At 44.4% G+C, this 14,906-nt stretch carries 11 protein-coding genes and 8 tRNA genes; 6 read left to right on the forward strand and 13 right to left on the reverse strand.

All coding sequences use genetic code 11. The annotated features are described in order from the left end of the window. Window positions 1-166 precede the first annotated feature (166 nt). The 13 genes from hupB to MHN02_RS17295 all read right to left on the reverse strand — a co-directional run bounded on the left by hupB (window position 167) and on the right by MHN02_RS17295 (window position 8,191). Window positions 167-439, reverse strand: a complete 273-nt coding sequence (gene hupB, locus MHN02_RS17235) for a nucleoid-associated protein HU-beta (RefSeq protein WP_012518978.1) — start codon at window positions 437-439, stop codon at window positions 167-169. Between the two features lie 322 nt (window positions 440-761). Then, window positions 762-3,113 carry an endopeptidase La gene (gene lon / locus MHN02_RS17240; protein ID WP_039228334.1) on the reverse strand — a complete coding sequence of 784 codons (2,352 nt, stop codon included), beginning with the start codon at window positions 3,111-3,113 and terminating at the stop codon, window positions 762-764. Between the two features lie 341 nt (window positions 3,114-3,454). Continuing rightward, window positions 3,455-4,729: an ATP-dependent protease ATP-binding subunit ClpX gene (gene clpX, locus MHN02_RS17245; protein ID WP_014950146.1), complete on the reverse strand. Its 1,275-nt coding sequence runs from the start codon at window positions 4,727-4,729 to the stop codon at window positions 3,455-3,457. 74 nt (window positions 4,730-4,803) lie between these two features. Next, entirely contained in the window at window positions 4,804-5,433 is a 630-nt protein-coding gene (gene clpP / locus MHN02_RS17250; RefSeq protein WP_014950147.1) for an ATP-dependent Clp endopeptidase proteolytic subunit ClpP, read from the reverse strand. A 98-nt stretch (window positions 5,434-5,531) separates the two neighbouring features. Then, window positions 5,532-6,836, reverse strand: coding sequence for a trigger factor (gene tig / locus MHN02_RS17255; RefSeq protein WP_014950148.1), 1,305 nt, complete (start codon window positions 6,834-6,836; stop codon window positions 5,532-5,534). 346 nt (window positions 6,837-7,182) lie between these two features. Next, window positions 7,183-7,259, reverse strand: a tRNA-Pro gene (locus MHN02_RS17260). A 42-nt stretch (window positions 7,260-7,301) separates the two neighbouring features. Continuing rightward, window positions 7,302-7,386: transfer RNA gene (locus MHN02_RS17265), tRNA-Leu, on the reverse strand. Between the two features lie 7 nt (window positions 7,387-7,393). Continuing rightward, window positions 7,394-7,469, reverse strand: a tRNA-His gene (locus MHN02_RS17270). A gap of 169 nt (window positions 7,470-7,638) precedes the next feature. Further along, window positions 7,639-7,715, reverse strand: a tRNA-Pro gene (locus tag MHN02_RS17275). A 42-nt stretch (window positions 7,716-7,757) separates the two neighbouring features. Next, window positions 7,758-7,842, reverse strand: a tRNA-Leu gene (locus tag MHN02_RS17280). A gap of 7 nt (window positions 7,843-7,849) precedes the next feature. Next, a tRNA-His gene (locus MHN02_RS17285) sits at window positions 7,850-7,925 on the reverse strand. Window positions 7,926-8,013: 88 nt separating this feature from the next. Next, window positions 8,014-8,090, reverse strand: a tRNA-Arg gene (locus MHN02_RS17290). Between the two features lie 24 nt (window positions 8,091-8,114). Then, window positions 8,115-8,191: transfer RNA gene (locus tag MHN02_RS17295), tRNA-Pro, on the reverse strand. Between the two features lie 346 nt (window positions 8,192-8,537). On the opposite strand from MHN02_RS17295, the gene folD reads away from it, so the two are divergent. The 6 genes from folD (at window position 8,538) to MHN02_RS17325 (ending at window position 14,866) form a co-directional block, all read left to right on the forward strand. Next, complete coding sequence (gene folD / locus MHN02_RS17300; protein ID WP_061486168.1) at window positions 8,538-9,392, forward strand: bifunctional methylenetetrahydrofolate dehydrogenase/methenyltetrahydrofolate cyclohydrolase FolD; 855 nt, start codon at window positions 8,538-8,540, stop codon at window positions 9,390-9,392. A 105-nt stretch (window positions 9,393-9,497) separates the two neighbouring features. Beyond that, window positions 9,498-10,076: a DUF1415 domain-containing protein gene (locus MHN02_RS17305; protein ID WP_039231571.1), complete on the forward strand. Its 579-nt coding sequence runs from the start codon at window positions 9,498-9,500 to the stop codon at window positions 10,074-10,076. A gap of 237 nt (window positions 10,077-10,313) precedes the next feature. Beyond that, on the forward strand, window positions 10,314-11,033 hold the full coding sequence (gene tsaA, locus MHN02_RS17310; protein ID WP_239247490.1) for a tRNA (N6-threonylcarbamoyladenosine(37)-N6)-methyltransferase TrmO: 720 nt from the start codon (window positions 10,314-10,316) through the stop codon (window positions 11,031-11,033). A 182-nt stretch (window positions 11,034-11,215) separates the two neighbouring features. Continuing rightward, window positions 11,216-12,934 (forward strand): proline--tRNA ligase, encoded by a 1,719-nt coding sequence (locus tag MHN02_RS17315; protein ID WP_239247491.1) that lies wholly within the window; start codon window positions 11,216-11,218, stop codon window positions 12,932-12,934. A gap of 37 nt (window positions 12,935-12,971) precedes the next feature. Beyond that, entirely contained in the window at window positions 12,972-13,814 is an 843-nt protein-coding gene (locus MHN02_RS17320) for an MBL fold metallo-hydrolase (RefSeq protein WP_014950153.1), read from the forward strand. A 35-nt stretch (window positions 13,815-13,849) separates the two neighbouring features. Beyond that, window positions 13,850-14,866 (forward strand): phospholipase A, encoded by a 1,017-nt coding sequence (locus tag MHN02_RS17325; RefSeq protein ID WP_239247492.1) that lies wholly within the window; start codon window positions 13,850-13,852, stop codon window positions 14,864-14,866. The last annotated feature ends 40 nt before the right edge of the window (window positions 14,867-14,906 follow it).

Raw genomic sequence — 14,906 nt, forward strand, 5'->3', positions numbered from 1 at the left:
ACTGCACTCAAATGGTACAGCTCCATAGTCGACGGGGCCTGGACCGCAGGCACATGGAATTAAATTCGTGGGGATCCCTCAGACTCTGACCCCAATATTGAATTCTTTGTTTTAGAAATAAAAAAGGCGATGGACTAGCCATCGCCTTTTTCTATAATTTTTGTGCTTAGTTACAAGCGTCTTTCAGTGCTTTACCAGCTTTGAAAGATGGAACTTTCGCTGCTGAAATCTGAATAGTCTCACCAGTTTGTGGGTTGCGGCCACTGCGAGCTGAACGTTCGCGAACTGAGAAAGTACCAAAGCCTACTAGTGCAACTTGGTCGCCGTCTTTAAGCGCCGCAGTTACTGAGTCAGTGAATGCGTCAAGAGCGCGGCCAGCAGCTGCTTTAGAAATGTCTGCACCAGCAGCGATTTGGTCGATAAGTTGAGACTTGTTCACAATTATGATCCCCTTCGATTGTTATTATACTGTTTGTCCAAAACGATTTTGCTTGAACGTTATAGCAAGCTTGATTGTTAACATCAAGCTTCAGTCACAAATAATTAACTTTATTAATGAATCGCTGCAATCCCTTTTGTGGCAAGGCTTCAAGCGAATACCACTTAAAGGTAACACAACTTTTGCGACTTGAAAGCCCTAATTTTAAAAAAATCAGGTTTTCTTTCGCTCAATGCACATTTTTTGTTCAATTATTGCAATTTTATAGCAAAAAAACGGCTATACGCCTTTAAAAACAAAGGATTGTAGCCAGTCGATTAAGTTATTTTTTAACCACCTTGACGCTTTCTACAGGTTCCTGCAGTGCAATATCAAGAACTTCATCAATCCACTTAACCGGATGGATTGATAAATCTTTCTTCACGTTGTCTGGAATTTCTTCCAAATCACGCTCGTTATCTTTTGGAATAACGACAGTTTTAATGCCGCCTCGATGCGCAGCTAATAGTTTTTCTTTAAGTCCACCAATAGCAAGCACCTCACCACGTAGAGTGATTTCACCGGTCATAGCTACATCGCACTTCACAGGGTTACCCGTAAGTGACGAGACAAGTGCAGTACACATAGCAATACCTGCGCTAGGGCCATCTTTCGGCGTAGCACCTTCAGGTACGTGCACGTGAATATCACGTTTCTCGTAGAAATCATCGTTTATGCGAAGCTTTTCTGCACGACTTCTTACCACCGTCATAGCAGCCTTAATAGACTCTTGCATGACATCACCTAACGAACCCGTTGATGTCATTTTGCCTTTGCCCGGAACCGACGTTGTTTCAATGGTCAGTAAGTCACCACCTACCTGCGTCCAAGCAAGTCCTGTAACTTGGCCAATTTGATTGTCTTTGTCCGCTTTACCGTAGTCAAAGCGTTGAACGCCAAGATAGTCCTTAAGGTTATCCTGTGTTACGACTACTTTGTCTTTGCTTTTCTTAAGCAAAATATCTTTCACGGCTTTACGGCATACTTTCGATACTTCGCGCTCTAAGCTACGAACCCCGGCTTCACGGGTATAGTATCGAATCATACCGATAACGGCAGAATCGGTAATTTCCAACTCCTTCGCTTTAAGCCCATTGCGTTCCATTTGCTTACCAATTAAATGGTTCTTTGCAATGTTGAGTTTTTCATCTTCTGTGTAGCCAGATAGACGAATCACTTCCATACGGTCAAGTAATGGACCTGGAATATTCATGCTGTTAGAGGTGGCTACGAACATAACGTCTGACAGGTCGTAGTCGACTTCCAGATAATGATCACTAAAGCTATTGTTTTGCTCTGGATCTAGTACTTCAAGCAGCGCTGACGCAGGGTCGCCTCGCATATCTGATGACATCTTATCGATTTCATCAAGTAGGAAGAGCGGGTTTTTAACCCCTACTTTCGCCATTTTTTGAACTAGCTTACCTGGCAATGAACCAATGTAAGTACGACGGTGACCACGGATTTCAGCTTCGTCACGCACGCCACCTAGTGCCATACGCACATATTTGCGACCTGTTGCTTTAGCAATCGACTGGCCTAGTGAAGTTTTACCTACACCTGGAGGGCCAACAAGACACAGAATTGGGCCTTTTAGCTTCTTAACACGCTGCTGAACGGCTAAATACTCAAGAATGCGCTCTTTCACTTTCTCAAGGCCGTAGTGGTCTTCGTTAAGCACACCTTCTGCGCGGGAAAGATCTTTCTTAACCGGCGAGCGCTTGTTCCACGGCACGTTAGTCAGCCATTCAATGTAGCTTCGAAGCACGGTAGCTTCTGCAGACATTGGTGACATCATCTTGAGCTTTTGAAGTTCAGCTTTCGCTTTATCTTCCGCTTCTTTAGGCATTTTAGCGTCGGCTATCTTTTTAGATAACGCTTCAAATTCGTCAGGTGCGTCATCCAGTTCACCCAACTCTTTCTGAATAGCCTTCATCTGCTCATTCAAGTAGTACTCGCGCTGGCTCTTTTCCATTTGCTTTTTAACGCGGGTACGAATTTTCTTTTCGACCTGCAGCAAATCAATTTCGCCTTCCATCAGCGCCATCAGATATTCAAGACGCTCATTGACGCCCTGCATCTCTAACACTTTTTGCTTTTCAGTAAGCTTAAGAGGCATATGTGCAGCCATGGTGTCGGCTAAACGAGGCGCATCTTCAATGCCATTTAGTGATGTCAGTACTTCTGGTGGAATTTTTTTGTTTAGCTTTACGTAGCCTTCAAACTGAGAAACCGCAGAGCGAATAAGCACTTCTTGTTCGCTCTCATCAATCTCTTCATCAGTTAGTTTGTCTACATTAGCAACAAAGAACGGCTCTGATTGCTTATAGCTTTCAATTTCACCGCGTACACTACCTTCTACCAGCACTTTAACCGTACCGTCGGGTAGTTTTAGAAGTTGTAGGATAGTAGCAATAGTACCGACGGTATAGATGTCGTCCGCTTCAGGCTCATCTACGCCTGCGTCTTTTTGTGCTACTAGAAAAATTTGTTTGTCATTATCCATTGCCGCTTCTAGACAACGAATTGATTTCTCACGCCCAACAAATAGGGGTATGACCATATGCGGGTAAACAACCACGTCCCGCAAGGCAAGCACAGGAATTTCAATGCGATTTTCACGCTCAACTGTCATACTTGTTCTCAATTAGTTTGAAATGTCATTTTTATATGGGGATGCAAGAGCAAAGTTCAATCGAAACTTATTAAAGTGCGTTAATTCCTTAACCTTACCTTCCCTGCTCTAGGGCCTGTTGACCTTAGTATAACCATTATCGATTTTGCCTCGAATGGCAATACTAAACTCAAAAATCTAGTAGAAAGGATAGCGAGATTTGTTTTAACCGCTCAAATATCACCCACTTTCAAGGTATACCCTTTGGTTAAACGTAGATCAGATTAGCCAGCGAGATCTGAAACTTTGGCTGTTAAAAACAAAAAAAGGCCCTAAAGGGCCTTTTTTCACAAAACCAGCATCTATTCAGAGGCGGCTTTCTTTTCGTTGCTGTCGTAAATCAAAATAGGCTTTGATTCGCCGCGAATAACGGTTTCATCAATAACAACTTTGCTCACGTCTTCCATTGAAGGAAGGTCGTACATAGTATCAAGCAAAACCGCTTCAACGATTGAGCGAAGACCACGTGCGCCTGTCTTACGATCCATTGCCTTTTTAGCAATAGCATTAAGTGCATCGTCACGGAACTCAAGTTCTACATCTTCCATCGAGAACAATGCACCATATTGCTTGGTGATTGCATTCTTAGGCTCGCGTAGAATTTGAATTAGTGCTTCTTCATTCAACTCTTCAAGGCTTGTTACTACCGGTAGACGTCCAATGAACTCTGGAATCAACCCATATTTCACTAAGTCTTCAGGCTCAACTTGCTTAAACAGTTCGCTGATTTGTTTGCTGTTGTCTTTCGACTTAACCGTCGCACCAAATCCAATACCCGTGTCTTTTTGTGCGCGTTGCTCAATAACTTTATCAAGACCAGCAAACGCACCACCACAGATGAACAATATCTTAGAGGTATCAACCTGCAGGAATTCCTGCTGTGGGTGCTTACGTCCACCTTGCGGAGGAACAGACGCAACCGTACCCTCAATCAGCTTTAGAAGCGCCTGCTGTACACCTTCACCCGAAACGTCACGAGTGATAGATGGGTTGTCTGACTTACGAGAAATCTTATCAATTTCATCGATGTAAACAATTCCGCGCTGCGCTTTCTCTACGTCGTAGTCGCACTTCTGCAGTAACTTCTGGATGATGTTCTCAACGTCTTCGCCCACGTAGCCAGCTTCAGTTAGCGTGGTTGCGTCAGCCATGGTGAACGGAACATCAAGCAGGCGCGCTAGGGTTTCCGCTAGCAGCGTTTTACCACTACCGGTAGGTCCTATTAGCAAAATATTACTTTTGCCAAGTTCTACGCCTTCGTGAACGTCGCCATTGCGCAAGCGCTTGTAGTGGTTATATACCGCTACTGATAATACCTTCTTTGCATGTTCTTGCCCGATAACGTAATCGTCTAGGTGAGCATGAATTTCACTTGGTTTAGGTAAAGCGTCCTGCTTTTGCTTAGGCGCGATTTCCTTAATTTCTTCGCGAATGATATCGTTACATAACTCAACACACTCGTCGCAAATGAATACCGACGGGCCTGCTATTAACTTTCTTACTTCGTGTTGGCTTTTGCCACAAAACGAACAGTACAGTAGCTTATTATCACCGTCACCGCTTTGCTTATCACTCATTACTTTTGCCTCTGCCTTGCCTGAGCCGAAAACCAAAACGTGCTATGCACTGGCTCAGGTCTACTATAACTATACTACTTAGTTGCGGCTACGTCAGATCGATTTGCTAAAACTTGGTCAACAAGGCCATATTCTTTTGCCTCAGTTGCACTCAAGAAGTTATCACGGTCTGTGTCACGCGCGACTTTTTCATAGTCTTGACCAGTATGGTCCGCCATAAGGCGATTCAATTTCTCTTTAATAGACAGAATCTCTTTCGCGTGTATTTCAAAATCAGATGCCTGACCTTGGAAGCCACCAAGCGGTTGGTGAATCATTACGCGCGAGTTAGGTAGACAGTAGCGCTTACCTTTTGCTCCTGCAGATAGTAGAAATGCGCCCATGCTTGCAGCTTGGCCCATACATACTGTACTCACGTCTGGCTTGATAAACTTCATCGTATCGTAAATTGCCATGCCAGCAGTTACCGAACCGCCTGGTGAGTTAATGTATAAGAAAATATCTTTCTCTGGGTTTTCAGCTTCTAAGAACAACATTTGAGCAACGATGAGGTTGGCCATGTGATCTTCAACTTGTCCTACCAAGAAAATTACGTTTTCTTTCAATAGGCGAGAATAAATGTCGTATGAGCGCTCACCTTTAGAGGTTTGCTCAACAACCATAGGAACAAGTGCATTCATTGGGTCAAACGGGGTATTAGTCATAGCTACCTTGATTATCTAGCGTTAAAAACAAAAATGCTCGGAAGGCTCCGAGCATTTAAGCAGTTGCTGACAAGTAATGTCAATCAGACAGTAAAAAATTACGCCTGTTTGTTCATAACCTCGTCAAAAGCTTTAGTTACTTCGGTAACTTTTGCTTGCTCAAGAACCCACTCAATAGCTTGTTCTTCTAGTGCAACGTTCTGCATTTGTTGCATAAGCTCTTGGTTGTTGTTGTAGTAATCAACAACTTCTTGCGGATCTTCATACGCTGAAGCAGCAGTTTCGATCATCTCGTTAACTTTAGCTTCGTCTGCTTTAAGTTCGTTCTGCTTGATCACTTCACCTAGAAGAAGACCAATAGATACGCGACGTTTAGCGTTGTCAGTAAACAATTCAGCTGGTAGGTCTGGAAGGTTCTGACCACCGCCTTGCTGGCTGAAACGTTGCTTAGCTTGCTCGCGAAGTGCATTCACTTCTTGATCGATAAGCGCTTGAGGAATATCAATCTCGTTAGCTTCAACTAGCTTAGCAATAACGTCTTCTTTAACTTGCGCTTTTAGCGTCTGGTTTAGTTCACGCTGCATGTTCTTACGAACTTCTGCTTTAAGTGCGTCAACACCGCCTTCTTCAACACCGAATAGTTTAGCAAACTCTTCGTCAACTTTTGGAAGGTTTAGGCCTTCTACTTTCTTAACGGTAGTTTGGAAAACTGCATCTTTACCTTTTAGGTTTTCTGCGTGGTAGTCTTCAGGGAAAGTTACTTCGATAGTCACTTCTTCACCCGCTTTCGCGCCAACAAGTGGCTTTTCGAAACCAGGGATCATGCGATCTTTACCTAGCTCAAGAGCGAAGTCTTCTGCTTTACCACCTTCAAACTCTTCACCGTCGATAGAACCAACGAAGTCGATGATAACTTTGTCGTCTTTCTTCGCTTTACGCTTAACTTCTTTCCAAGTTGCGTGCTGCTTCTGAAGTGTTTCCATCATGTTATCTAGATCTTCGTCAGTAATTTCTACTACTGGTTTTTCGATTTCGATATCGCTAACACCTTTCACTTCTACTTCTGGGTAAACTTCGAAAGATGCTGTGAATTCTAGGTCCTGACCGTCTTCGTCTTTAGTCAGTTCAAACTTCGGCATACCAGCAGGCTGAATTTTTTCTTGAATCACTGCTTGGTAGAAGTTTTGCTGCATAACATCGCCAGCAACTTCTTGGCGAACAGCTTGGCCGAAACGCTTTTTGATTACGTTTACAGGAACTTTACCTGGACGGAAGCCGTTGATGCGTTGTGTTTTCGCCAATTGCTGTAGACGTGACTTAACTGCTGAATCAACCGTGTCAGCTGGAACGGTGATAGTAAGACGGCGTTCTAAACCCTGGGTCGTCTCGACTGAAACTTGCATTATGTTACCTCAACTATACGCCTTTACAGGCGTTTTGTTCTCAATCCCCTCTCCCGTCATGCAAGAGTTGCATATCACTCCGGGGTAGAGGTCGTTATTCGACGTTTATAAAATCAAAGTTAGGACACGAAATTGTGTCAAAAAGCCAACCTGAAACAAACGTACTGGTTAAAAAAAGACGCGGTAGTATACAGCCGCATACCACAAGAGTCGAGAGGCAAACACAAGTTTGTAACAACCATTTGAACGCATTTTGACCAAATAGCGAAACTAATAGCCTAAATAGCGAAAAAGACGGAATTTATGCGAATTTATTGAGCAATGAATAAAGAGGAGAGAAAGATAATGGTCGGTGAGACAGGATTTGAACCTGCGACCCCTTGTACCCAAAACAAGTGCGCTACCAAGCTGCGCCACTCACCGACAGATATATCTTTTTGAAAAGCCCTGCGAGAGCTTTAAATATGGTGCGGAAGGAGAGACTTGAACTCTCACGCCGTGAAGCACTGGAACCTAAATCCAGCGTGTCTACCAATTCCACCACTTCCGCGAAAAAGTGGGGTGGACGATGGGACTTGAACCCACGACAACCGGAATCACAATCCGGGGCTCTACCAACTGAGCTACGCCCACCACAGTAATCCTGTTCAGTCTTATGTGTGAATTGATAAACACATAAGCGCCTACCGAGCTGTCAGGATCTTACATAGCTACTCGATAGTTAAAGTCGACTCATACCCTAGCCCACAGATGATTTATCACTCTCGGCTAAAAGTATTTACTGAATCGAAGAAAGCATAAATGGTCGGTGAGACAGGATTTGAACCTGCGACCCCTTGTACCCAAAACAAGTGCGCTACCAAGCTGCGCCACTCACCGACTGGAATGCTTACATTAAGCTTTTGATAAAGCTTGAAAATATGGTGCGGAAGGAGAGACTTGAACTCTCACGCCGTGAAGCACTGGAACCTAAATCCAGCGTGTCTACCAATTCCACCACTTCCGCAAAAAAGTGGGGTGGACGATGGGACTTGAACCCACGACAACCGGAATCACAATCCGGGGCTCTACCAACTGAGCTACGCCCACCATAGGGTGTGTTTGCAATTTACACGCTTTATTTTAGCAGTGTAAATACGAAAATTCAGCCTTGCTATCAGGACCTACCTGACTCGCATGGCGCGCCCGGCAGGATTCGAACCTGCGACCCACGGCTTAGAAGGCCGTTGCTCTATCCAGCTGAGCTACGGGCGCTTGGCGAATCTTCGCTGCAAAAAGTGGTCGGTGAGACAGGATTTGAACCTGCGACCCCTTGTACCCAAAACAAGTGCGCTACCAAGCTGCGCCACTCACCGACTGTCGTACCGACCTTGAAGCGTTAGCCTCTGTGCCGTTACGGGGTGCGAATATTACTGACATCCCCCCACCTCGTCAAACACTTTTTTAAATAAAATCATCAACCGCTCACAAAGCATCCATTCTCACGTTTTTTTGAACAATTACCCTTGTATTTGCCTGTCTTTAGCCTAGGTTTGCGCTTCTTTTAAAGGGTAAGCATCAGGCTTTCTATTAACGGTCGTTTACGCTGAACATTTGTGGTGAATAATTGCAGAGTAATAACTACTAGAGTATTAGTCCTATTTTATGAAACAATATAGGGCACTTGTTGACCACCCAACCATATAAGAATCGTACAAGACTATGACCGCCCATCTTATTGACGGCAAACTAATTGCCAAACAAGTTCGCCAACACGTAACCTCCTATGTTGAATCGCTTACGCAAGCAGGTAAAAGACAACCAGGCCTCGCCGTTGTCCTTGTTGGCAGTGATGCAGCTTCTCAAGTTTATGTTTCCAATAAACGTAAAGCGTGCGAAGAAGTCGGGTTCGTTTCTCGCTCTTTCGACCTTCCTTCTGATACCACAGAAGAGACCTTGCTAAATTTAGTGGACGAGCTAAACGAAGATAAAGAGATAGACGGGATTCTGGTACAGCTTCCTTTACCTGCAGGGTTAAATGCAGAAAAGGTACTTGAACGTATTCACCCTCATAAAGATGTCGACGGATTTCATCCATACAATATTGGCCGCCTTGCACAGCGTATTCCTGCACTACGTCCCTGCACGCCGAAAGGCATCATGACCATGATAGAGTCAACCAAGCGCCCTGTAAAAGGCTTGGACGCGGTCATTGTAGGTGCGTCGAATATTGTGGGGCGCCCTATGAGCCTGGAACTGCTTTTAGCAGGCTGCACCGTTACTACCTGTCACAAGTTTACTCAAGACCTAAAAAGTCACGTTCAACGTGCAGACCTTCTGGTAGTCGCAGTAGGTAAACCGAACTTTATTCCTGGTGACTGGGTAAAACAGGGCGCAATTGTCATTGATGTAGGTATTAATCGCATTAATGATGGTTCACTTGTTGGCGATGTTGATTTCGAAAAAGCGAAAGAGCGCGCAGGCTGGATAACCCCCGTTCCAGGCGGAGTTGGGCCGATGACAGTAGCCAGTTTGATAGAGAATACGCTGGAAGCTTACGTAAAATATCATTCTTAAAGTACAACTAGTTCAACCTAGATGTTAGGCAGAAATCAAATTTCTGCCTTTTTGTTTTATACTCCCCTCAAGTTGAACACAGACTCAAACTGACCTACACCTTTTATGGCAGAACCAACATCTCCTTTATGGGAACAGCACGTAATTGATGCAACGCTTAAATGGGTTGACGACATTGTGATAAAGCATAACTTTTGTCCCTTTGCGCGCTATGTAAGAACACCTCATCAAATTCGGTGTGTGGTAATTGAGGGCGATGCGGGAAATGTCGTTCAATCGCTATACGATGAGTTGCGGCATTTAGAAGATAACGACACCACCGCTACAACACTAATTGCACTCACGCATTCAACCCTTGCTGATTTCAACGAATATCTCGATGTATTGGCTATTAGCGATAATATGCTGCACGACTGGGGATACAGCGGCACTTACCAACTTGCCAGCTTCCACCCCAATTATGTATTCGACGGTAGCGACGTAGACGATGCTGAAAACTATACCAATCGTTCACCCTACCCGCTTTTGCATTTGATTCGTGAAGCTGATATCACACGCTACATGAAGAAAGAAGAAGATGCCGAAAAGATATTCAGCCATAACATTGCAAAAGCACGGACGCTTGGGTGCCCTTATTTTGAGGGTGTGTTAGACACGCTTAAAAAAGATAAGCCCGCTCGATAAAACACGGGAAGCTTACCTTTTTTGTACAATGTAAAAAACACGCACTAAAAAGAGAATAAGCTCGTGATGCGAGCAGGCCCAAAGTATTGGATTACTCCAGGGAACCCAAATAAGCAGCGCCTTATAACAAGCAGGATGTTTATTTGGCTCAAGCTTTCACTTGAAACGTCACTTTACCTGCAAATTATGTGAGTAATATGACAATGTTACACATTTTGACTTCGTTAGGGCTAAAACGTGAATACCCACAATTCATTTTCTCTCGAGGCGATAGCGACCGTCGCTACGCCTTTCAAGCAAAAGTTTGCTATTCCAAGACAGCCCAACTTGGCTAACGCCCAAGGTGTTATCACCTTCAAAGAAGGCTTTAACGATATCAATATGCTCAAAGGGATAGAGAATTACAGTCACCTATGGCTGCTTTTTATCTTTCACCAGAATATTGAACGCGGTTGGAAAAATACGGTAAAAGCCCCTCGTCTAGGTGGTAATGCAACTATGGGCGTATTGGCAAGTCGCAGTACCCACCGACCTAATGGGATTGGCATGTCTGTGGTGAAAAACAAAGGTGTGGTTAGCAGTAATGGACAGACACAGTTAGTGGTTGAAGGGGTAGATTTAGTCGACGGTACACCACTTGTCGATATCAAGCCCTATATCGCGTACGCTGATAGTGTTCCTAGCGCCAGCGATAATCTTGATGACATTAACCCCATACCCAATCGCGACGTATCATTCGCCGATACAATCCAGCCCATACTTGCTGAAATAGAGAAAAAGCACCGTGGTTTTTCTGCCTTGGTGACTGCGGTACTGTCCCAAGACCCTCGCCCAGCCTATAAACAGCATATTGAAAATGATGAGAAAACCTACCGCGTGACGCTATACGATATTGATGTAGGGTTTGAAATAAGAGATGCCGCCGTTAAGGTGACCGAACTGGTTCATTTAGGATAATTACACTATTAGTGTTAACAGTCTGTGGCGAAATAGCTCACAGTTAATTAGAATACGCCCAAACGTGTGACACCTTATCTCGGTTCAAGCATTTCGCAATGTTTTGTTTTGCGAATTGCCGTTTGCGAAAGAGCATCACACTAACCGTCATAAATACATTTATAACAGGATACCTGCTTTACATGCGCACTAGTCAATATTTGCTTGCCACGCAGAAAGAAACACCTGCAGATGCAGAGGTTATCAGCCACCAGCTTATGCTAAGAGCTGGTATGATCAGAAAGCTTGCCTCGGGTCTATACACATGGTTGCCATCTGGTCTTCGTGTACTTAATAAAGTAGCCAATATTGTTCGTGAAGAAATGAACAAAGCAGGCGCGATTGAAGTGCTAATGCCCGTTGTTCAGCCCGCAGATTTGTGGGAAGAATCTGGACGATGGGAAGAGTACGGTCCAGAGTTACTTCGTATTAAAGACCGCCACCAGCGTGATTTCGTATTAGGTCCAACGCACGAAGAAGTTATTACCGCGCTTGTGCGTAATGAAATTAGCAGCTATAAGCAGCTTCCGCTCAATCTATACCAGATTCAGACTAAATTCCGCGACGAAGTGCGCCCCCGTTTCGGCATTATGCGTGGTCGTGAATTTACCATGAAAGATGCGTACAGCTTCCACCTAGAAGACAGCTGTTTAGAAGAAACGTATCAAAAAATGTACGACGCTTACTGCAATATATTCTCGCGTATGGGCTTAGACTTCAGAGCAGTCATTGCCGACTCTGGCTCTATTGGTGGTAATCACTCTCACGAATTCCACGTACTTGCCGCATCAGGTGAAGACGATATCGCTTTCTCAAGCGACAGTGATTACGCAGCCAATGTTGAAATGGCTGAAGCTGTTGCGCCTGAAAAAGCTGTCGCATCGGGCGCTGCAGTTGAGACTAAAGATGCCAAAGGCAAAGATTTCAATGCCATCTTAAAAAGCGTAGAAGCCGAAGTGACAAACGCGGTTAAAGTCGTAGTAGTGAAAGCCGCTAATGAAGTAGACAGTAAAGGCGAAGAAGTAGTTTCTGATAAATGGGTAGCCCTTGTACTTCGTGCTGATCATGAGCTTAATGATGTAAAAGCAGAGAAGTTAGACGGCGTTGCAAGCCCGCTTGTTGAAGTATCATTTGAACAAGCAAAAGATATTCTTGGCGTGTCACCATTGTTTGCTGATGCAACCAACCTGCCTGTACCCGCTTTTATTGACGCCAGTGCAGCTGCCCTTGCTGACTTCACTACAGGCGCAGGCGCAGGCGGTAAGGTAAATATTAACGTAAACTGGTCTGAAGATATTACTGGCGTTGATATTCGCAACGTTGTAGCAGGCGATGCATCTCCTGACGGGAAAGGCACGCTAGATATTAAACGCGGCATCGAAGTGGGTCATATCTTCCAGCTTGGCAGCAAGTATTCAGAGGCCATGAACTGCGGCGTACTAAGCGAATCAGGTAAGCACCAAACCTTAACTATGGGTTGTTACGGTATAGGCGTATCTCGAATTGTAGCGGCAGCTATTGAGCAAAACCACGATAAATTTGGCATAAAGTGGCCAGATCCTATTGCACCGTTTAAAATTGCATTAATACCAATGAATATGCATAAGTCTCATCGCATTAAAGAAGCAGCGGAAGCGCTTTATGAAGAGCTTGTTGCCCTTGGCGTAGAAGTGTTGTTTGACGACAGAAAAGAGCGTCCGGGTGTCATGTTCAATGATATGGAATTAATTGGCATACCTCACAGCATTGTTATTGGTGAAAGAAACCTAGATAATCAACAGGTTGAGTATAAGAATAGACGTACTGGTGAAAAGCAGTTGTTAGATATTAGCGCAGCAAAGGACTTTGTAGCCGCACTCTAGCGCCTGATCTCGCCGATTAGATTAGAAAAGAGGACGTATGCGGTTAACATTTTATGGCGTAAGAGGGTCAATCCCTACCCCGGGAGCAGCTTACGTCCGCTATGGTGGTAATACTGCATGCGTTCACATTGAGCTTGAGGATGGTACCGATATCATCCTCGACTCTGGAACAGGGATTCGCGTGCTTGGCGAGCGCCTTATTCAAAAAGATACCCCCATTAATCTGCTGTTGAGCCACAACCATTGGGATCATATTCAAGGCTTCCCTTTTTTTGCGCCTATCTATCAGGCTTCACGCGAAATCAACATATACCCGGGTCAAACCCTCCTTGATGAACCTGATCAAATTTTAAAGCAAATGGAAGGGTCGTTATTTCCAGTCCCCAGAAGTGCGTTGAAAGCTAACATTTCTATTGTCGATATTCCCAAGTCTACAAGCCGATTTTCAGTAGGAAGCGCAACCATAACTCGCTTAGCCATGAACCACCCCGGTCGTGGCAGTGCCTATTGTATTGAAGCCGATGACGCAAAGGTGGCTTACATAACAGATAATGAGCTTTACCCCCCCTACAAAAAAGAAACAGACTTTATCGATTTCGCAAAATTTGCACAAAATGCCGATCTGCTAATACACGATGCACAGTATATGTTGTCTGACATGCCAGCGAAGAACGGATGGGGTCATTCGGTCGCGGAAGAAGCGGTGAAACTAGCAATGGCATGTAACGCAAAAAAATTAGCTTTATATAGTCATGATCCAGAACGGACTGATGACGATATAGATGATGTTGTAAACCATTGTAATGTATACGTCACAGTGGCAGAGTCTAATCTACAAGTATTTGCATCTTCAGAAGGCCAAGCACTGGACTTCAGTTAAGCATAACAACAACCCCACGTTACGGAGAATTAAAGGTGTCTGTGTTAAAGCCTTTTGTATTTTTGGCAGCATTTGCTGCTTGCACGCCTGTTTGCGCTCAACAATCACAAGAAGTGGTAAGCGAACAAGCGTCATCTTCAGAAAATAGTGAACAAGAGCGCACTGTTGAAAATGAAGAAAATCAATCGTCACGGGATGAAAGCGGTATTGAAGTTATCGATATCATCAAACGTGACACCATCACGGAAAGTGCACTGGATAACCGATTAGAAGGCGATAAAGAAGCACTGGATAATGTGTTTGCTATCACTCAGCATAGACAAAACTATCTACTTCCAATTACTTACGTTTCCAACCCAAGCTCTGTGGCAAGTGAAGAACTCACAAACGAGAACATAGACAATAAAGAAGCAAAATTTCAGGTAAGCGCAAAGCTGCCGCTTTATTTGGAAGATACAGGGTTCGACGGTGTTTACTTTGGCTTTACGCTAACCTCTTTCTGGCAGCTTTATAACAGCGAAGCGTCGAAGCCGTTTCGCGAGACCAATTACGAACCAGAAGTCTTTTGGCAAGAAACAGCCGATTATTCCGTGCTTGGCTACAAATTTAATACTTTTCAAGTTGGTTTCAATCATATGTCTAACGGTCAAAGCGGGCTGCGCTCTCGAAGCTGGAACCGTATATTTGCCTCTATTGTCTTTAGCGACGATGACGATATCTACTACCTAAAGACGTGGTACCGTATTCCTGAAGACGAGAAAACAGACCCGCTTGATCCTACCGGCGACGATAACCCTGATATACAAGACTATTACGGTAGAATGGAACTTGGTTATGGAAGGAAAATTGGCGCGTTTAAAGTACTGGCGCTTTTACGAAATAACCTCGACGTAGATGAGAACCGAGGCAGCATCCAGCTAGACTTCACCTACCCTATCTCTGACCGCTATGAAGTCTTGCTTCAATACTTCAATGGCTATGGCGATTCGCTTATCGACTATAACCGCTCACAAGAACGTATTGGTATCGGTTTTCAGCTGCACTTTTTGTAATAAATAACCACGTAGACACAGGATGGGCACGCCAAACCGC

Source organism: Alteromonas sp. CNT1-28 (assembly GCF_022348345.1).
GTDB lineage: Bacteria > Pseudomonadota > Gammaproteobacteria > Enterobacterales > Alteromonadaceae > Alteromonas > Alteromonas macleodii.

What these genes read in the sequence shown, in the direction of transcription:
- tig (WP_014950148.1), bottom strand. Translation starts at nt 6,836, where the DNA reads ATGCAAGTTTCAGTCGAGACGACCCAGGGTTTAGAACGCCGTCTTACT.
- clpP (WP_014950147.1), bottom strand. Translation starts at nt 5,433, where the DNA reads ATGACTAATACCCCGTTTGACCCAATGAATGCACTTGTTCCTATGGTT.
- lon (WP_039228334.1), bottom strand. Translation starts at nt 3,113, where the DNA reads ATGACAGTTGAGCGTGAAAATCGCATTGAAATTCCTGTGCTTGCCTTG.
- MHN02_RS17305 (WP_039231571.1), top strand. Translation starts at nt 9,498, where the DNA reads ATGGCAGAACCAACATCTCCTTTATGGGAACAGCACGTAATTGATGCA.
- clpX (WP_014950146.1), bottom strand. Translation starts at nt 4,729, where the DNA reads ATGAGTGATAAGCAAAGCGGTGACGGTGATAATAAGCTACTGTACTGT.
- folD (WP_061486168.1), top strand. Translation starts at nt 8,538, where the DNA reads ATGACCGCCCATCTTATTGACGGCAAACTAATTGCCAAACAAGTTCGC.
- MHN02_RS17315 (WP_239247491.1), top strand. Translation starts at nt 11,216, where the DNA reads ATGCGCACTAGTCAATATTTGCTTGCCACGCAGAAAGAAACACCTGCA.
- MHN02_RS17320 (WP_014950153.1), top strand. Translation starts at nt 12,972, where the DNA reads ATGCGGTTAACATTTTATGGCGTAAGAGGGTCAATCCCTACCCCGGGA.